14 protein-coding genes are annotated in these 18656 nt (G+C 70.5%); 9 read left to right on the forward strand and 5 right to left on the reverse strand.

Annotated elements, in window-relative coordinates:
* Window positions 1–57: 57 nt before the first annotated feature.
* The 8 genes from CHC05_RS17390 (at window position 58) to mycP (ending at window position 10528) form a co-directional block, all read left to right on the forward strand.
* A complete protein-coding gene (locus CHC05_RS17390; RefSeq protein WP_425426791.1) occupies window positions 58–1017 on the forward strand; it encodes an ABC transporter ATP-binding protein in 960 nt (319 codons plus the stop codon).
* Entirely contained in the window at window positions 1017–1796 is a 780-nt protein-coding gene (locus tag CHC05_RS17395; protein ID WP_089249994.1) for an ABC transporter permease, read from the forward strand. Before CHC05_RS17390 ends, CHC05_RS17395 begins: the two co-directional genes overlap by 1 nt.
* 14 nt (window positions 1797–1810) lie before the next feature.
* Window positions 1811–2566, forward strand: coding sequence for an ABC transporter permease (locus CHC05_RS17400; protein WP_179266231.1), 756 nt, complete (start codon window positions 1811–1813; stop codon window positions 2564–2566).
* Between the two features lie 129 nt (window positions 2567–2695).
* The gene (gene ggt / locus CHC05_RS17405; protein WP_089249998.1) at window positions 2696–4501 is read left to right on the forward strand and encodes a gamma-glutamyltransferase; all 1806 of its coding nucleotides are present in this window, start codon (window positions 2696–2698) and stop codon (window positions 4499–4501) included.
* A 321-nt stretch (window positions 4502–4822) separates the two neighbouring features.
* Window positions 4823–6505, forward strand: coding sequence for a S8 family serine peptidase (locus tag CHC05_RS17410; RefSeq protein ID WP_179266232.1), 1683 nt, complete (start codon window positions 4823–4825; stop codon window positions 6503–6505).
* 53 nt (window positions 6506–6558) lie between these two features.
* The gene (locus CHC05_RS17415; RefSeq protein ID WP_089250002.1) at window positions 6559–7176 is read left to right on the forward strand and encodes a hypothetical protein; all 618 of its coding nucleotides are present in this window, start codon (window positions 6559–6561) and stop codon (window positions 7174–7176) included.
* 26 nt (window positions 7177–7202) lie between these two features.
* A complete protein-coding gene (locus CHC05_RS41510) occupies window positions 7203–8570 on the forward strand; it encodes a WXG100 family type VII secretion target (protein ID WP_089250004.1) in 1368 nt (455 codons plus the stop codon).
* A 638-nt stretch (window positions 8571–9208) separates the two neighbouring features.
* Window positions 9209–10528, forward strand: a complete 1320-nt coding sequence (gene mycP / locus CHC05_RS17425) for a type VII secretion-associated serine protease mycosin (RefSeq protein ID WP_179266233.1) — start codon at window positions 9209–9211, stop codon at window positions 10526–10528.
* Between the two features lie 158 nt (window positions 10529–10686).
* Here the strand turns inward: mycP and CHC05_RS17430 are convergent, their stop codons facing one another.
* From CHC05_RS17430 to eccCa, 3 genes are all read right to left on the reverse strand, one after another.
* Window positions 10687–10971 carry a WXG100 family type VII secretion target gene (locus CHC05_RS17430; RefSeq protein WP_089250008.1) on the reverse strand — a complete coding sequence of 95 codons (285 nt, stop codon included), beginning with the start codon at window positions 10969–10971 and terminating at the stop codon, window positions 10687–10689.
* Window positions 10972–10997: 26 nt separating this feature from the next.
* Window positions 10998–11312, reverse strand: coding sequence for a WXG100 family type VII secretion target (locus CHC05_RS17435; protein WP_089250010.1), 315 nt, complete (start codon window positions 11310–11312; stop codon window positions 10998–11000).
* 82 nt (window positions 11313–11394) lie between these two features.
* The gene (gene eccCa / locus CHC05_RS17440) at window positions 11395–15360 is read right to left on the reverse strand and encodes a type VII secretion protein EccCa (RefSeq protein ID WP_089250012.1); all 3966 of its coding nucleotides are present in this window, start codon (window positions 15358–15360) and stop codon (window positions 11395–11397) included.
* Window positions 15361–15478: 118 nt separating this feature from the next.
* Between eccCa and eccD the strand changes: the two genes are divergently transcribed.
* A complete protein-coding gene (gene eccD, locus CHC05_RS17445) occupies window positions 15479–16876 on the forward strand; it encodes a type VII secretion integral membrane protein EccD (protein ID WP_245870954.1) in 1398 nt (465 codons plus the stop codon).
* Here eccD and CHC05_RS17450 read toward each other — a convergent pair.
* Together CHC05_RS17450 and eccE are read right to left on the reverse strand one after the other, a co-directional pair.
* Window positions 16873–17538 (reverse strand): hypothetical protein, encoded by a 666-nt coding sequence (locus CHC05_RS17450; RefSeq protein ID WP_144022637.1) that lies wholly within the window; start codon window positions 17536–17538, stop codon window positions 16873–16875. The two genes, eccD and CHC05_RS17450, sit on opposite strands and share 4 nt — an antisense overlap.
* Window positions 17535–18617 (reverse strand): type VII secretion protein EccE, encoded by a 1083-nt coding sequence (gene eccE, locus CHC05_RS17455; protein WP_089250018.1) that lies wholly within the window; start codon window positions 18615–18617, stop codon window positions 17535–17537. Before eccE ends, CHC05_RS17450 begins: the two co-directional genes overlap by 4 nt.
* Between the last annotated feature and the right edge of the window lie 39 nt (window positions 18618–18656).

Here is an 18656-nt window from a genome sequence, read left to right on the forward strand (position 1 = left end):
GAATATTTTCGGGCCGGTGTTAAGTTCTTGCTCCACTCTGCCCGGTTTTCTACGATCATCGCCATGCCCGATGTCCTCGTAGAGGCGGCCGGCCTCGTCAAGCGCTACCCGCCGCGCGACCGTCACGGCACGGCGTTCACCGCGGTCGACGGCATCGACTTCGTCCTGCGGCGCGGCGAGTCGTTCGGCTTCCTGGGCCCGAACGGTGCCGGCAAGTCGTCGACGATGCGGATGATCGCGTGCGTGTCGCCGCCGACGTCGGGCACGCTGCGGGTGCTCGGCATGGACCCGCTCACCCAGGGCCGCGAGATTCGGGCCCGGCTCGGTGTCGTGCCGCAGGACGACGCGCTCGACCGGGACCTCACTGTCCTGGAGAACCTGCTGATCTACGGTCGCTATTTCGGGCTGCCCAAGGCGACCATCGCCACCCGCAGCGCGCGGCTGCTGGAGTTCGCCCAACTCGCGGAACGGGGCGGCGAACGGGTCGACGCGCTCTCCGGCGGCATGCGGCGGCGACTCACCATCGCCCGCTCGCTGATCAACGAGCCGGAGATCCTGCTCCTGGACGAGCCCACGACGGGGCTCGACCCGCAGGCCCGTCACGTGCTGTGGGATCGGCTGTTCCGGCTCAAACAGCAGGGCGTCAGCCTGATCCTGACCACGCACTACATGGACGAAGCCGAGCAGCTCTGCGACCGACTGGTGGTGATGGACAAGGGCCACATCGTCGCCCAGGGCTCGCCGGCCGAGCTGATCGCGGCGCACTCGACGAAAGAGGTGCTCGAGTTGCGCTTCGAGATCGGCGAGCAGGACAAAGCCGTGGCGAAACTTCGTGACGCCACGATCCGCGACCGGTTGGAGGAGCTGCCCGACCGGGTGCTCTGGTACACCGCCGAAGGCGAGGCGGCGCTGGCGGTCGTCCATCAGATCGGCCTGCGACCGGCCACGGCGATGGTGCGGCGGGCCAGTCTCGAAGACGTGTTCCTCGCGCTCACCGGCCGGACGTTGGTGGACTGATGGCGACCGCTGACGCGATGGCGCTGCGGGCCTTCCAGTACTGGATCCTCCGGTACCGCCGCACGTGGCGCGGCACCGTGGTGATCAGCATCGCGAACCCGTTGCTGTTCCTCGTAGCGATCGGCGTCGGTCTGGGCCGGCTGGTCGGCCCCGACGCGGCGGCCCTCGGCGGCGTCGACTACCTGGCGTTCTTCGCACCCGGGATCCTCGCCGCGGCCGCCATGCAGAACGGCATCATCGAGGCCGCCTTCCCGGTAGCGGTCAACCGCGGACCCGGCGGCGCCTACCCGGTGGCAGCCGGCACCCCGCTCGAACCCGAAGACATCCTGCACGGTCATCTCCTCTTCATGGCCTCGCGCGTGGTGCTGAGCGCGGCGGTGTTCGTGGCGGTGATGGTCGCGTTCGGTGCGGCGCGCTCCCCGCTGGTGCTGCTGACGTTGCCGGCCGCGGCCCTCACCGCGATGGCGTTCGCGCTGCCGTCGGCGGCGTGGGCGGTGACGCTCACCGACATCCGGCCGGTGAACGGCATCTTCAAATGGGTGGTGATGCCGCTCTACCTGTTCTCCGGCACGTTCTTCGCGGTGGAGCAACTGCCAGCGGTGGTACGGCCGATCGTCTACGCGACTCCGCTGTGGCACGGCGTCGACCTGTGCCGCTCACTGAGCCTCGGCACCGTGTCGTGGCCGCTCGCGCTCGTCCACATCGGATATCTGACGTGCCTGTGCGGGCTCGGTTACCTGATGGCCCGCCGCCTGTACCGGCGTCATCTCCACGCGTGAAGGGAAGCCGAACCGTGTCGTCCGCCCACCTGATCGTCGTGCGCCATCTCTGGGTCCTGCGCCACGGCCGGCCGTGGAACCTCGTCGTGAACGGCATCTTCGAGCCCTTCCTCTATCTCCTGTCGATCGGTGTCGGCATCGGCCAGCTCGTCAGCGGCGAGTCCGGTGCGACGGCCTACGCCGCTTTCGTGGCGCCCGCCCTGCTCGCCACGTCGGCGATGAACAGCGCGGTCAACGAGACGACGAACAACGTGTGGTGGCGGGTCCGGTTCGACAAGATCTACGACGCGATCGTCACCACGCCCATGCGGATCGGTGACATCGCGTTAGGTGAGATCGCCGCGTCGGTGCTGCGCAGCACGCTCTCGTCGACCTGCTTCTTCGTCGTCATCCTCGCGCTCGGCATGGTGCACTCGGCGTGGGCGGTGCTCGCAGTTCCGGCCGCCGTGCTGATCGCGTACGCCTTCTCCGCCGCGGGCCTGGCCGCCGCCACGTATATCCGCGAGCCGCACCACCACCAGTACCTGCAGCTCGTCATGCTCCCGATGTTCCTTTTCGCGACCACCTTCTATCCGTTGTCGATCTATCCACCGGTGCTCCAGGCACTGGTCGCGGCGCTGCCGCTCTACCAGAGCATCGAGCTCATGCGGGGTCTGACCACGGGCGACATCGGCATGGGCATGCTCGCCGCCGTTGCCTATCTGCTGGTCATGGGCACTGGCGCCACCTGGCTCGCGCGTCGCCGGCTTGCCGGTCTCCTGTTGACCTGACCCTCGGCCGACTCGTTGCACACCGTGACGGCACGTTGCCGGGCTGCGAATCCGGGCTCCGCCCGCCCTGTTGCCGATCGAGGACTGTGGCGGTAGGACATAGAGACGCATGCTGATCCGGGAGGGGCAATGAAGCTCGGAAAGATCGCAGTCGTCGCTGTCGTGGCCGCGGCAGGGCTGGTGGTGCCGGGCTCCGCCCCGGCGTTCGCGCACGGCACTGAGCCGCCCAGGGACCCCACCGCGGTGGGATATGGCGGAGCGGTCTCGACCGTCGACCCCACCGCCACCGCGGTCGGCCTCGACGTGCTCCGCAGGGGAGGCAACGCGGTGGACGCCGCGGTCGCCGCCGCCGCGACCCTTGGCGTCACCGAACCGTTCTCCGCCGGCATCGGCGGCGGGGGCTTCTTCGTCTACTACGACGCCAAGACCCGTCGGGTGCACACGATCGACGGCCGCGAGGCGGCGCCCCGCGCGATGGGCGAGAACGCGTTCCTCAAGCCCGACGGCACGCCGATGGCGTTCCAGGAGGCTCGGGTCAGCGGCATCTCCGCCGGCGTGCCCGGATCGCTGCTCACCTGGAAGGAAGCCCTGCGCAAGTGGGGAAGCCGATCGCTGCCCGCGGCGCTGGCCCCGGCGGCCGACGTCGCCCAGCGCGGGTTCACCGTCGACTCGACGTTCCGTCAGCAGATCGCCGACAACGCCGCCCAGTTCGCGCAGTTCAGCTCGACACGCGAGCTCTATCTGCCTGGCGGGCAACCGCCGGTGGTCGGCTCGCGGTTCCGCAACCCGGACCTGGCCGACACCTATCGGGAGATCTCCCGACACGGCACCGACGTCTTCTACGAGGGCCGGATCGCCCGCGACATCGTGTCGACGGTGCAGCACCCGCCGGTCGCCGCGGATCCCGCGGTGCCGTGGCAGTTCGAGATCCGGCCGGGTGGCATGACGCTCGCCGACCTCGACCGCTACGAGGTCCGCTTCCCGGCGCCGACCAAATCCGACTACCGCGGCTACACGGTCTACGGTATGTCGACGCCGTCGAGCGGCGGCATCGCGGTGGGCGAGGCGCTCAACATTCTGGAGCAGTTCGACCTGTCCGGCATGAGCGCGGTCGAGGCACTGAACCTGTATCTCGAAGCGAGCGCGCTGTCCTTCGCCGACCGCAACCGCTATGTCGGCGACGACACCTCGCAGCGGCTGCTCGACGAGTTGCTCCGTGACCGATTCGCGGCCGAACGGGCATGTCTGATCGACCCGGCGAAGGCGCTCACCAAGCCGGTGGCGCCCGGTAACCCGGACGGCCGCTACGGCGACTGCGCGACCTCGGCTTCCGTGGCGGACGGCAACCCCGGGCAGAGCACGACCAACCTGACCGTTGCCGACAAGTGGGGCAACATCGTCGAGTACACCCTGACGATCGAGCAGACCGGCGGTAACGCCATGGTCGTGCCGGGCCGAGGATTCCTGCTCAACAACGAGATGACCGACTTCAACTTCGTCCAGACGCCGGGCGCTCCGCCCGACCCGAACCTGCCCGCCCCGGGCAAGCGGCCGCGCTCGTCGATGTCGCCGACGATCGTGTTCGACGACGGCAAGCCGTTCCTCGCCCTCGGCACCCCGGGCGGCGCGACGATCATCACCACCGTGCTGCAGATGCTGGTCAACCGCATCGACCTCGGCATGACGCTGCCCGAAGCGATGGCGGCACCGCGTGCTTCGCAACGCAACAGCGCCGCTCCGCAGGCGGAAGCCGCATTCATCTCCGCGTACGGCGCTGAGCTGGCCTCTCTCGGTCAGCCCGCGTTCGTGAGCACGCCCGAGCTCGGTGCCGCGACGGCGATCGAGTTCACCAGGCACGGCATGATCGCCACAGCCGAGCCGGTGCGCCGTGGTGGCGGTGCGGCGGGCGTCGTGCGCCCCGATAAGTCCCACTGAACCCTCCCGTCGACGCGGCGGTGACGAGCTTTCGTCACCGCCGCGTCCGTTGTGGTCGGTGGCCCCGACGTGACCGATTTAGTGTCGGCCTCCCGCGAGCGCCGAATTGGGTTATCCACAGGCAGGAAGTTATCCACAGCCCACTTGCGCGGTCCCTCGCCGCCTGCCACAGCCATCTACACTGGGCGCACGGACAGTCACAACCACCGATGTGCTGGTTGAGCTGCCGGTTCCACAGCGACACGGGCGGGTGAGATGAAGCAGTCCAGGCACCGACTGACACGCGCGCGATGGCTCGCGGCGACAACGGCCGTGCTGACGGTGGCGACGTTGCCACTGGTCGCCACGCCCGCCCACGCCGACACCGTGCGTTCGCTGTCGTGGCAGCTCGACTCGCTCCGCATCTCGCGTGCCCACCAGATCACCAAGGGCGCGGGCGTGACGGTGGCGGTCGTCGACACGGGTGTGCAGGCCACGAATCAAGACCTCGTCGGCCAGGTCGTCCCCGGCAAAGCGTTTGGCAATGACGTGGCCCCGGACGGCCGCACTGACCCCGACCAGAACGTCAGCCACGGCACGGGCATGGCGAGCCTCATCGCCGGGCGGGGCGGCGGCCAGCAGCGGCTGCTCGGCATCGCGCCGGAGGCCAAGATCATGCCGGCTGCGGTCGGCATGGCCCGCGAAACGATGGCACCAGCCGTGAAGTGGGCGGCTGACCAGGGCGTCGGCGTGATCAACATTTCGATGGAACCGAGCTCGACGTTCTTCTCGACCGAGATCAACGACGCCATCGCGTACGCGCAGCAACGCGACGTCGTCGTGGTGGTCAGCGCGGGCAACCAGGGCGGTGAGGTCAGCTCGTTCGCCCGGCTGCCTGGTGTGGTGTCCGTTTCGGCGATCGACCGCAAGGGCGTGCTGTGGGAGGGCTCCAACAGGGGGCAACAGCTCGCGGTGAGCGCGCCCGGCGTCGACGTGATCATGTCCGTCAACCAGGGCAACGGCTACGGCGTCGGCGATGGCACCAGCCCGGCCGCGGCGATCACCTCCGGTGTCGTCGCCCTGATCCGCTCGAAGTTTCCCGATCTCGACGCCGCCAACGTCGTCAACAGACTGATCAAGACCGCCACGGACAAGGGCGACAAGGGTCGCGACAGCCAGTTCGGCTTCGGCATCATCGATCCGGTACGCGCGTTGACCGCGGATATCCCGACCGTCACCGCCAACCCACTCGGTGTCGCCGCTGCCACGCCCGATGACAAGGCTAGCGGTTCCGGGACCGACGAAAGCGGCGACGACGGCTCTGGCCTCGGCATCAAGGTGCGCGCCGACTGGGGTGGCCTGCTGGTCTACGGCCTCGGCTGCCTCGTGGTGGTGGCCGCGATCGTGATCCTGATCGTCTGGTCGAGCCGTCGGCGCCGCCGGCGGTCGCCCGGTCAGCGACAACCTGGCGGGCCCTATCCGGGGCCACCGGGGCAGTGGGGCGGTCCGCCACCGCCGGGCAACGGACAGATCCCGCCGGGGTACGGGTCGCAGCCGGGATACGGCCTGCCGCCCCAACAGCCGCACTACCCGCCACCACCGGCGCAGCCGACGTACGGTCAGCCGCCGCAGCCGCCGGCGTTCGGGCCGCCGCCGACGCAACCGGGCTACGGACCGCCACCACCACAACAGCCCGGCTACGCGCCGCCACCGGCGCACCCCGGCTACGGACCGCCGTCAGGCCAGGCCGGATCCGGACCACCACCGGCGCAGCCCGGCTACGGACCGCCATCGGGTCAGCCTGGCTCCCAGCCGCCACCGGCGCAGCCAAGCTACGGACCGCCTTCAGGCCAGGTCGGCTACGGACCGCCGTCGGGTCAGTCTGGCTCCGGGCTGCCCGGCCAACCGGGCCAGGGCGCAGGTTTCGGCGCGTCCGCTCCAGGCGGCGGGACAGCGGCGCCGCCGCCGGGTATTGGCCAGCCGCCGAGCGATCAGCGGCAACCACCGTCGTCGGGTGACCGGTAAGGTACACATTGACGTCCGGCACCATTTAGGCAGCCGAGACCTGGGGAGAACTAATGGGGGACAAGTTCGAGTCCGGGAACAGCGAACTCGATGCGCAGGTCGAAAGCTACAAGCGGATCGACCAGAACACTGTGGAGGTTCGCCTCAAGGACGGGTCGATCCTCACGGTTGACAACAACGGTGACCGGATCACCACCGATGTGGACCGGCCGTTCGCCTTCGACATGAAGTTGGACCAGGCCAACGTCGGCACGTCTCGGCCGGACGTAGCTCCTGCCGGACTGACCGAGGGGGCGCCTGGCGGCAAAACCGGCGTTGATCTCGAGTCCTTGGAGACGACACAGAGGTGGCTCCGCGAACGAGCCGAATATCTGGGCCGGCTCTACTACGCGATGCCCGGCATCCTGGAGAAGATCGACGGCCCGGCGAGCGGCGGGACGCCCACGCTGGGCGGCCATCGGGGCGCGACGATGGTGCACACCAAGCACACCGCGCTCTACACGTCGTTCCGTGAGGGGCTCAAGCAGACCATCGAGCAACTGCACGACACCGCGGACGCTCTTGGAAAGATCAAAGAGAACTACGCTGCGGCTGAGGAACGCAATGCGCTCACCGCTCAGCAGTGGGAGTCGATCTTCGGTAAGGCCGCCGCGAAAGAGCATCAGATCTAGCGATCTGCCAGGGGAGGGAAGAGCAGATGGCTCTCGACTGGACGACCATGGTCAACCACGTCGTCATCGCCGGGCGTCCCGCTGATGTCGAGGACGCCGCTCTTGGTTGGCAGGAGCTGATCGGCAACGTACGCGACGTCTGCACGTCGCTGGACCAGGACATCAAGGGCATCGACGCGTTCTGGACGGGCAAGGCCGCAGACGCGTTCGCCAAACGGGTCACGACCATGAGCGAGGGGCTCAAGAAGGTCTCGGACAGTGCCGCCCCCGAGGGCGGCACGGGCATCGTCGAGACGCTGCGCACTGCGGCGCAGGATCTTCAGGCAGCCCAGGCAGCGATGCCGGTGCCGGGGAGCATGCTCGGCGAGCTCATGGCCGCACGCGACGCCCGGATCACGCTCGCCCCCGGGATCCTCGAGATCGAGCTCGAGTCCGGCTTCTTCAACAACGCGCCGATGAGCTTCGCCGGCTGGGTGGGCGACCAGTTCCGCAAGCTGCTCACGGATGTCGAGGAAGACGCGCGCCGGGCGTACGACACGGTCAGCTCGCAGCATGAAGCAACGGCCGACCGCGCGCCGACCGCGACTACGGTCGGCAACGTCAGCATCCCGACCGTCGAAACCCCGGATCTCGGTGGCGGAGGCCCAGGCGTCGGCGGCGGTGGCATGCCGAGCATCGGCAGCGCCGGCGGTGGCGTGGGCGGCTACGACCCACCCAAGCCGGGCAGCAGCGGCGTCGGCAACATGCCCGGCCTGCTCGACGGCTCACCGATCGACAAGCCCACCAGCCCGGACCTGGGCGGTTACCAGCCCGGCTCCGGCCTCGCCGGGGCCGGCGGAGGCCTCACGACCGGCACCCCGGGCCTGGGCGGCGGGCTGGGCGGCGGCGGCCTAGGCTCCGGCGGTCTGGCTGGTGGCGGTCTCGGCGGCGCCGGTTTGGGGAGCGGTGGCGGGGGCATCGGTCCCGGCGGCCTCGGAAAGCTTTCCGGCGGCGGCTCCCTCGGCAAACCGGTCACGCCCTCCATCGCACCGATGGCCGGTGGCGGCGCCGCCGGCCGAGGTGGGGGCGGGACTCGCGCCGCCGGAGGTCGGCTGGGTGCCGGTGGCGGCATGGCCGGCATCGGCGGTGTCGGTGGCGGCGCAGCCGGCGGCGGCCGGGGCGGCGGAGCGGCCCGCGGTGGCGCGGGCATGGCCGGGATCGGCGGCGCCGGCGCTGGCGCGGGCAAGGGCGGCGCCGGAAAGGGTGCCGCTGGGCGCGGTGCCGGCTTCGCCGGTGGCCCAGGCGCGTCGGGCGCACACGGCGACGAGGACGAGTACGACAGCTGGCTCTACGAGGACGAGAACGTGTGGAACGAGGGAACCGACGTTCCTCCGCCTCCGGTCCTCGGGAACTGACCAACCAGGCACAACCCGTGTTCCGAGACCGAGCGATCGAACCCATGCCCGCCGCGACAGCGCCCGAGCCGATGCCGCCTGCCCGCAGGCCGCTAGGCGCCCACGGTGCCGCGCCGGCCGGGACGCCGCTAGGCACAACACGGCCGCGAACCACCAGCCAAGATCGACCGCGCCAAACGCCGCACGCCGACCCAGCCGGATCGGCCAAGACGCCACCACCGACGACGCGGCCCACAACCACGAACAGCGGAGCACCGCATCAAACGCGGCATACCGAGCCGGCCAGACCAGTACACACGCGACCGTCGACCACCCAGCCCCCGACGACCACCGACCGACGACCGCGGCAACCGCCGCACGCTGGCGCAGGCCGGGCGGGCTGGACGCGACCACTGACGATGCGAGCCTCGACTGCCAGCGACGGGCTGCGGCACCAGCTGGATTTCGGCAGCCGCGTTCGACGTCGGGCGCTTCGCGGTGGTCGCGGGCGTCGTGTCACCCGGGCGTTGGCGGCCGTCGCGGCCGCGGCGGTGGTGGCATCGGCGGCCGCGATCGGGTTGAGTTCTCCAGCCTCCGCGTCCCCCGGGCTCTCGTATGTGAAGGCCCCGGAATGTGGGCCGCCCGAAAAGGGCAAGCCGATGACGCAGACCCCCTGGCCGCTGCAGCGGATGCGTCCTGACCTGGCCTGGCCGATCAGCGAAGGCGCCGGGATCACGGTCGCGGTGATTGACTCCGGAGTGTCGCCCAATCCCCCGGCGCTGGCCGGCAAGGTGCTCGAAGGGCGTGACTTCGTCGAGCCTTCGAAGCTGGGTCAGTGTGACGAGGTGGCGCACGGCACGGTGGTCGCCGGGGTCATCGCCGGGCGTACGCCGGGGGGCTCCGTGTTCACGGGGATCGCGCCCAAGGCCATGATCCTGCCGATCCGGGTGTTGCCCGACCTCGAGAAGGACTTCGACCCGGGCAGACCCAACGTCATCGCCGAGGCGATCGACTACGCCGCTTCGCACGGTGCCGACGTGATCAATCTGTCGCTGACCACCGATCCGACTCCGGTGTTGGAGCAGGCGATCAACGACGCTCTCGCCCAGAACATTGTGCTCGTCGCGGCGGCCGGCAACGACGGTGGTGGCGACGGGCAGAACCAGAAGGCGTATCCCGCCGCCTACGACGGGGTGATCGCCGTCGCCGGCATTGATCGGGAAGGGCATCACGTCGCCACCTCGACCTCGGGCGCCTATGTCGACGTCGCCGCGCCAGGCGCGGAGGTCGACGGGCCGATGCCGCGGGGTGACGGGTACGCACAGTTCACGAAGGGTGGGACGAGCTTCGCGAGCGCGTACGTCTCGGGGCTCGCGGCACTGATCCGGTCGGCAGATCCGAACTTGAAGCCGGCCGAGGTCGCGGAACGGATCGCCACGACCGCCGACCATCCGCCGGAGGGGCGCAACGACCTGGTGGGTTATGGCGTCATCAACCCGTACCGGGCCATGACGGCGATCACCGGCGCTCCCAAGGCATCACCGCCGGCGGTGGCCCTCGACCCGGTAGCGCTGCCCGCCGACCCGATGGGCAACACGCGGACGCTGGCGACCTGGACCGCGGCGACCTTGGCCGTCCTGGCCCTGGTCATCGCGCTGTGCGCCGCGGTCGTGCGCGGCACCCGGCGGCGCAGGCTCGGCGACAGTCCGGCCGTGGCATCGGTGCCCCGCCGGCCGCGCGCGGAGCGCACTGGCCCGGGGGACGCGAAGGTCACCGCGCCGAAGGTACGCAACCGGGGCGCGACCAAACGACCTGCCGGTGCCCCATCGCCGACCGCCACGCGACCAGCGACCGCCGCCGGCGAGCGTCATCAACCGCTGAGCTGGCAACCTGGCGCCCAACGAACGTCACCGACCCAGCAGGCAGGAAGCCAGGCGACGCCGAACTACAGCGGCCGAGCCCAGGTGCCTCCCTACTAACCAGCCGTAGACAAGCGACGGACGCCCAACGCTGAACGCAAGTAGGCGGGTCGGCGCGGCAGTTCGTTCTGGCGGTCTGCCGGGAGCTCAGGTCTGACGCGCAGCGCGGCCCTAGGCTGACGCCTGGGCCGCGCTTGGCGGATCGTGCGGTTGGGTGGTCAGCCCCAGACCTTCGCGTTGTTGGCTTCCGTGGTGATGTAGTTCTGGTTGGCTACGCCGACGGCGGCGCCGATCTCGTGCAGGATCGCGTTGATGTCGGCGACGGCGGAGTCCCATTGGGCCTGGTAGCCCTGGTAGGCCTCGCGGTCGGAACCGTTCCACTGCATCTGCTGCAGCTGGGAGCGGAGGCTGTCGAGGCGGCCGTCGATCGTCTTGGAGATCGACTGCATCTGCGACTGCGCGTTTTCGAGCGCGGCGTAGTTGACTTGGATCGGCTGCGACATGGTCTCGATGTCCTTCGCTCAGGTCACTACGGGTTCAGGGCCGAGTTGAACTTGTTAATCATCTCGTTCTGCTGCTCGTCGTTGACCTGGTGCGTCGTGCCACCCTGGTCGAGCAGGTCCGCGATGTTGTCCAACGCGGTCAGCAGCTTCGTGACATCGCCATTCCAGCGATTCATCAGGTTTTGGAACCCCGCGGAAGCCTGGCCCTGCCATGCGACAGCCAGATCGTCCAACACGCCCCAAAGCCGCTTGAGATCACCGTCGACATCAGACCTTGTCGACCGCACATCCCCCGCAGCCTTGTGGAGCGTCGCGGCATCAACCAAGAACGGCTGACCCATAACACTCACCCCTCGCTTGACTCGTGCGACACGTCCAGACTTACCGTAACGGACGCGGGCATCATGGCGCAGCCCCGGATCGTCATGGCTCTATCCAGGCCGTCTGCACCAACTGCTGTCCGTCCTGCCGACGAACCAACGTGCCGCGGCCCGGCGGTTGCGGGCTCGGCTTCAAAGAGCCGACCAGCGCGCCCTCTTCCGGCTTGCCGGACATCAGGAAAACGGGCGAGTCGATCTCGCGCATTCGCTGGATGACCTGCTCGTAAAGGGCGCGCGACGCACCACCGACGCGCCGGGTCAGGATCAGGTGCAGGCCGATGTCGCTGGCCTGCGGCAACAGTTCCACGAGTGGCGACAGTGGATTCTGGCCGACGCTGGCGACCAGGTCGTAGTCGTCGACGATCACGAACAGCTCGGGGCCGTGCCACCAACTGCGGTTGCGTAGCTGGTCAGGCGTGATGTCCGGCCCCGGCAGCCGCTGCTTCATCGACGACTGCAGGAAACCGACCATCTCGTTCAGGACAGTCGCCGACGGCGCATAGCCGAGCAGGTGCTCGCCGGAGATCGCATCCAACAAACCGCGCCGGTAGTCGACGATCACCAACCGCGCTTCCTGTGGCGTATATCTCTCCACGATGGACCGCGCGATAAGCCGCATCAGGTTGGTCTTCCCGGACTCGACGTCGCCGAAGACCAGCAGGTGCGGGTCCACCGAGAAGTCGATGCGGACGGGCGCCAGGTGCGACTCGTTGAGGCCGACCGCGATCCCCGGCCCCTCGGTGCCGGCCAGCTTGGTCAGCTCGTCGACCGGCAGACGACGCGGCAGCAGACGGACCTTCGGCGCCGGCGGGTGCACCCACGACTCGGCCACCGCGGCGACCATCGCGGCCGTGCCGTCGACCAACGTCTCCGGGTCACCGAGACCGTCAGCCCGGGGCAATGCGCTCAGATAGTGCAACTTGTCACGAGTCAGACCGCGACCGGGTACGCCGGTCGGCACGTTGAGCGCCGCCCGCCGGTCGATCTCGGATTCGGTCGGGTCACCCAACCGCAATTCCAACCGGGTGCCGAGCAGGTCGCGTACGTTCATCCGCAGCTCAGCCCACCGGTTGACCGTGATCAGCACGTGGATGCCGTAGCCCAGTCCGCGCGCCGCGAGCTTGGTGATCCGCGCTTCGAGCTCCTCGAAGTCCTCGCGCAGCGTGCCCCAACCGTCGACGACCAGGAACAGGTCGCCGAACGGGTCCTCGGGGAACCGGCCGGTGGCCCGCATCCGCCGGTACGCGCCGATCGACTCGATGCCCCGCTCGGCGAACCGCTGCTCGCGCTCGTCGAGCAGCGCCGTCGCCTCGCCCACCGACCGCCGCACCGCCTCGATGTCGCGCCGACCGGCCACACCGGACATGTGCGGCAACCCCGCGAGGCTACGCAGCGTGCCGCCGCCGAAGTCGAGGCACATGAACGCCACCTCGCGCGGCGTGTGGGTCAGGGCCAGCGACGAGATCAACGTACGCAGCAACGTGCTCTTGCCGGACCGCGGACCACCCGCGATCACGGTGTTTCCGGCCGCGCCCGACAGGTCGACCACCAGCGGATCGCGCCGCTGGTCGTAGGGCCGGTCGACGACACCCACCGGCACCGCGAGCCGCCCGAGGCCAGGCCAGCCAAGGGCCTGCAATCCCCGGTCCGGGTCGCGCTGCAGTTGCGGCAACAGCGCGTCCAGCGACGCCGGCAGGTCCAGCGGCGGCAACCACACCTGGTGCGCCGGCGGACCCTGACCACGCAACCGGCCGGTGACCACGTCGAGCATCGTGACCTGCCGCGCGGGCCCAGGACCGGCGGCGGCAGCGGTCTCGACAGGCTCAGGAGGCGCCACCGGCAGCTTCGGCATCGGAACATGCGCCATCCGGTACGGCACGACCGCACCCTGCACCCGCGCCTTGGCCGCCTGCGTCGCCGCGCTCGCCTGCCGATACGGACCGGACACATAGGCACCACGGAACCGCAGCATCGTCGACGTGTCGATCTTCAAGTAACCATGGCCAGGCGCGTTGGGCAGCTCGTACGCGTCCGGCACGCCCAACACGATCCGGCTCTCGACCGCCGAGAAGGTCCGCAGACCGATCCGGTACGACAGGTGCGTGTCGAGGCCACGCAACCGGCCCTCTTCGAGCCGCTGCGAAGCCAGCAACAGGTGGATGCCCAGCGACCGCCCCAACCGGCCGATCTGCAGGAACAACTCGATGAAGTCCGGCTTGGCGGCCAACAACTCGCTGAACTCGTCACAGATGATCAGCAGGCTGGGCAACGGCTGGAGGTTCTCACCGCCAGCACGCGCCCGCTCGTACTCGTGCCGCGAGACGTAGTTGCCGGAAGACCGCAACAACTCCTGCCGCCGCTGCAGCTCGCCCGCGATGGCGTCGTGCATCCGGTCGACCAGCGGCAGCTCGTCGGACAGGTTGGTGATCACGGCGCTGGTGTGCGGCAACGCGTCCAGCGACGCGAACGTCGCACCACCCTTGAAGTCGACGAGCACGAAGTTGAGCTCTTCGGACGAGTGGGTGATCGCCAGCGCGGACACGATCGTGCGCAGCAGCTCGCTTTTGCCGGAACCGGTCGCGCCGATGATCAGGCCGTGCGGGCCCATGCCCTCAAGCGCCGACTCCTTCAGGTCGAGCTCGACAACGCCGCCGTCGGGGCCGAGGCCGAGCGGGATGCGCAACGTCTCCCGCACCGGACGCGGGCGCCAGTTGCGCCGCGGGTCGACTGCCGCCGCGTCGCCGACACCGACCAGCTCGGGCAGCTCGGGGCTGCGGGACAGCGGCTCCTCGCTGGTGGTCTGGTGGGACAGCCGGTACGGCGCGAGCTGGCGGGCGACCGCCTCCGCGGCGGGCACCGCCAACGTGTCCGCCTTGCCGAGCGGCGTACTCCGGTTGCCCTGGTTGACCTCGATCCGGTCGCCGTTGACCGTCAAGGCCAGCAGCCAGCGGCCGGCATCACGCGGCACGGCACCAGACAGGTCGAAGACCGTGGTGCCGAGCAGGCCCGGGCCGGTGAGCTGGGCGGCGGCCGGCGCCTCGCCACCGTCGAGGATCACGACCAGGTGCGCCTGCGTGGTCAACGCCTTCGCCGACGGGTTGAACCGGCCGCGGCTGCTCAGCTCGTCGTCGAGCGCGTCCTCGAGCTCGGTCATCGAGTCGAACACCAGCCGGACGGGACCGGCGCCGTCGACCTTGCGGTCGACCTGCACGTGCGGCAGCCACTTGAGCCAGTCCCAGTCGCCGACCCGTTCCGGCGCCGCGACCAGCGCGATGCGCACGTCCTCCGGCGAGTGGAAGGTGGCCAGCTGGGCAATCGCGGCCCGAGTCACCGCCAGCACCCGGTCGCGCTCGCCGCGCAGCGACACCCGGCCGAACGCGCGCATCGACAGCGCGATCGGCAGGTCCGGCACGGCGCGGAAGGTGCTCATGAACCGGCGCAGCGCGATGGCCGACATCGGCTCGAGGTCTTCGACCGGCTTGGTCTCCGGCGGCGTGACGTCGACCGCGAGCTGCTGCGGACCGACAGCGACCCGGATCTGCCCGAAGTCCTCATCGGTCGACCGGCGTTCCCACATCCGGCGCGAGGCGGCCAGCGACCACAGCGCGTCCGGCGCCGGGTGCACCCACATCGCGGCCGACCGCTGCTGGTCGGACGCGCGGCGTACCCGTTTGCGGATCTGGGCCAGATAGCGCATGTAGTCACGGCGCTCGGCGTCGAGCTCGGCCTTCTTGTTGCCGTCGCCGCCGCCCATCGAGCCGATCGCCATGCCGAGCATGGAGACGCCGAACAGGCCGCCGGCGATCCAGGTGACGGCACCGCCGCCGCGACCCGCGTACAGGAAGGCCATGGCACCCACGCCACAGACCATGGGCAACACCATCAGCAACTGGCCGATGCCGCGTGGGAGCTGCTCGGGCAGCTCCGGGGGCGACTCGACCAGCAACTCACCGCGCGGCATGGCAGGGCCAGGCCGACGAGGTGGCCGTCGGAACAGGACGGTGCTCAACGCCAAATCCTCCCCAGGGGCGGGTGGACACCGGACCGTGGCCATCGTATGTACTCTGCCGGAAGCGGTGGCGCCCGCGATACGCCCGGGTGCGACCGATCGACGAGGAGGGGACATCGTGGCGGGCGCGATGACGGCCGGATCGAGCCGCGTGACCATCGTGGCGCCCAAGACGCGGGTCGATTTGGCCCTACCGTCCGACGTGCCCCTCGCCGACGTGCTGCCGACCGTGCTGCGGTTCGCGGGCGACCGGCTCGCCGACGAGCCCGACGGCCGTTACGGCTGGTCGCTGGCGCGGTTGGCCGGCCCGGCGCTGGACATCGCCCAGTCGCCGGCGCAGTTGGAGATCCGCGACGGCGAGTTGCTCTACCTGCGCCCGCGCGGCGGTGAGCAGCCGGAGCCGGTGTTCGACGACGTGGTCGACGCGATCGCCACGGCGACCCGGATGCGGCCCGGTCGTTGGTCGACCGCCACCACCAAGGTCTTCGGGCTCGGTCTGGGCGCGGCCGCGCTGGTCGGTGGTGCCGTCGCGCTCGCGCTGACCGGTCCGCCGCGCGGTGTCGCGCCGGCCGTCGCCCTGGTCCTTGCGCTGCTGCTGCTCGCGACCTCGGCCGTCGCCGCGCGCGGCTACGGCGACCACCGCAACGGGCTGCTGTTGGCGATCGTGTCCATGGTGTACGCGGCCGTGGGCGGGCTGACCCTGTTCGCCGGCAACCGCGGCCTGGGCGATCTGGGGGCACCGGATCTGCTGGTGTGCGCCGCCGCCGTGGTGTTCGTCGCGGCGGTCGCCGGTAGCGCCGCCGTCGCCGCGTACAGCCAAGTGTTCCTCGCCGCCGTCGCCGGTGCCGTGGGCCTGGGTGTGGCCGCCGCGATCTGCATGGTCTTCGGTTCCACCCCGGCCGGCGCGTCCGCGATCGTGCTCGCGCTCGCGCTGGTCTTCGTGCCGGCGATGCCGATGATGTCCTACCGGCTGGCCGGGCTGCCGGTGCCGACCGTGCCGTCCGGCACCGAGGACCTGCGCACCGACACCGAGTCGGTCGACGGCGCCCGCGTGCTGCGCCTCGCCGAGCGCGCCGACGACCTGCTCGCCGGCATGCTCGGTGCGGTCGGCCTGATCGCGGCCGGTTCGGCGCTCGCGCTGGTCACCACCGGAGGCACCGCCGGGTACGCGCTGTGTGCCGCGCTCGGGCTGCTGCTGTTCATGCGGGCGCGCTGGTTCATCTCGACCGCGCAACGATTGCCGCTGCTGGGTGCGGGTGTGGTGGCTCTTGGCGCGATCGCGGTCGGCGGCTTCGTGACCTCGAGCATGCTGGGCCGGCTCACCCTGGTGGTTGCCGGGTTGCTGGTCGTGGCCGCGATCAGCGTCGGCGCGGCCCTGGGCGCGGGTCGGCGCCGCTCACCGCTTCTCGGCCGCACCGTCGACATCCTGGAGATCCTGCTGATCCTCGGCATCCTGCCGCTGGTGGTATGGGTCAGCGGCCTGTACGGCTGGATCCGCGCGATCCGGGAGAGCTAGAGCCGGCCGGGCGGGCCGAACATCTGCTGTTCGATGTCGGTTGCCGAGATCCAGGCGACCCGGACCTGGCCGTCGCTGAGCAGGGCCACGGTGTCGTCCGGCAGGTTCTCCACTTCGGACGATGCCTCCGGGTCGATGCCCAGCCGGGCCGCGACGTAGACCGCCTGCTGGGCCCACATCCGCTGCACCAGGGCGGCGTCGGCGACCGCGAGCGCGTCGGCGGCGGTGTCGGTGAGCTGCGCCGAGATGGTCAGCGTGGTCTGCCAGGCCTCGCCGGGGCGCAGGTCCATCGGTCGCTGGCCTTCGACGTCGTGCACGTGCAGCACCGGTTCTCCGACGCGGCCAGCGACGGGTGGCCGGCCGCCGGTGACGACGCGTACCCGATCGGGGTTGCCGACCCCCACCTCGCCCAGGCCCTCCCATCGGCGATCGTCGGAGGTGCGGACGAAGACCTGCGCACCCAGGGCCAGCGCGCGAAAGACGGTGACGCGGGCCAGCCACAGACCGCCGATCAGCGCGACCCGGGTCGGCTGGGGCCGGAACAGCCGCAGCAGCACGGCGTCGCTGTCGGCACCCCGGCCGAGCAGCAGACCGGTGTGCTCGGCGTGCATGCCGACCTGCCCCGCGGACGCGGGCGACATCGGTTGACCAGCGCGGGTCATGAAGGACCACCACCCGTCGGTGCGGACGCGTACGCGGCAGGGCCCTGCCACCCGTCGAGCCGGCGCAGCTTGAGACCGAGCTGGTCGGCCCGGCCGGACAGCGTGCGGGCGGCGTCGGGCAGGTTGGGCGCGGGTGCGGCCATCCGCACCACCGTGCGGGCGAGGACCGAGCCGTTGCCCTCGCGCGGGCGCAGCTCGACTGAGAGCACGACCTGGGCGGCGGGGGTACGCAGCAGCGTCGACAGTGGTGCCTCGCGCGGCGGGAGCCCGTGCACCTCGAAGGCCAGGTGGTGCAGGCCGGCGGCGGAGAAGGTGGTCCAGTCCTCGGCGACCACGTCGTCGTCGAGGACTCCGGCGCACAGCCGCACGGCCGAGCCGAGCTGTTGCGGGCCGAGGATCTCGGTCACGATGCCGGCGCTGGCCAGGGCCTTGCTGACCCGGCCGACGGCGGCCGCGACGGCGCGGTGCACGCCCTCGACACCACCGCCGCGGCGGTGTGCGGCGACGGCCGCGTCGTTGACGTCGAGCCGCACGGCGACCCAGTCGCGCTGGTCGATCGGCGCCGGGCCGGAGGGCAGCAAGTCGGCGGCGAGCTGGTGGTACGAGGCGACGCTGGGCACCTGGGCGGGCAGCAGGTGGTGTGGCGCCGGCGCGGCCCAGGAGACCACCTGCAGGCCGCTGAGCGGCACGGTGGCGTCGTCGAGCAGCTCGGCGAGGCGGGCCACCGGGACCGGGACGCCCCGGGTGCCGGAGACGCCCAGCGGGGGCGCGATGGCCACGGCGGCGAACCAGCCGCCCTCGTCGCAGCCGACGCCGACGCTGGTGCCGCGGTCGTCGTACCCGTTGATGGCATGGGGTTGCAGCACCGAGCCTGCTCCCCTGCGACGTCGCCAACGCCGGCGGGCCTGCAGTTTCTCTGTCCACCATCGACCGTCGCGGCGCGCGTAGACGACCGCGGCGACGACGAGCGCGACCACGGCCGCGACGCCGAGCCCGATCGGCGACCCGCTGAACGCGGCCAGGGCGACGACGACGATGGCAACCTCGGCGACGACAAGCCGCCACACAGCCGTTCGCATGCGCGTCCTCCTCCCCAGGGGCACGGCGGGGACAGCGTA

The sequence above is a fragment of the Asanoa hainanensis genome (assembly GCF_900188485.1).
Classification (GTDB): domain Bacteria; phylum Actinomycetota; class Actinomycetes; order Mycobacteriales; family Micromonosporaceae; genus Asanoa; species Asanoa hainanensis.

Excerpts from the sequence above, each read along its gene's own strand:
- CHC05_RS17395 (WP_089249994.1), top strand. The coding sequence starts at position 1,017 with ATGGCGACCGCTGACGCGATGGCGCTGCGGGCCTTCCAGTACTGGATC.
- ggt (WP_089249998.1), top strand. The coding sequence starts at position 2,696 with ATGAAGCTCGGAAAGATCGCAGTCGTCGCTGTCGTGGCCGCGGCAGGG.
- CHC05_RS17415 (WP_089250002.1), top strand. The coding sequence starts at position 6,559 with ATGGGGGACAAGTTCGAGTCCGGGAACAGCGAACTCGATGCGCAGGTC.
- CHC05_RS41510 (WP_089250004.1), top strand. The coding sequence starts at position 7,203 with ATGGCTCTCGACTGGACGACCATGGTCAACCACGTCGTCATCGCCGGG.
- mycP (WP_179266233.1), top strand. The coding sequence starts at position 9,209 with ATGACGCAGACCCCCTGGCCGCTGCAGCGGATGCGTCCTGACCTGGCC.
- CHC05_RS17430 (WP_089250008.1), bottom strand. The coding sequence starts at position 10,971 with ATGTCGCAGCCGATCCAAGTCAACTACGCCGCGCTCGAAAACGCGCAG.
- CHC05_RS17435 (WP_089250010.1), bottom strand. The coding sequence starts at position 11,312 with ATGGGTCAGCCGTTCTTGGTTGATGCCGCGACGCTCCACAAGGCTGCG.
- CHC05_RS17450 (WP_144022637.1), bottom strand. The coding sequence starts at position 17,538 with ATGACCCGCGCTGGTCAACCGATGTCGCCCGCGTCCGCGGGGCAGGTC.
- eccE (WP_089250018.1), bottom strand. The coding sequence starts at position 18,617 with ATGCGAACGGCTGTGTGGCGGCTTGTCGTCGCCGAGGTTGCCATCGTC.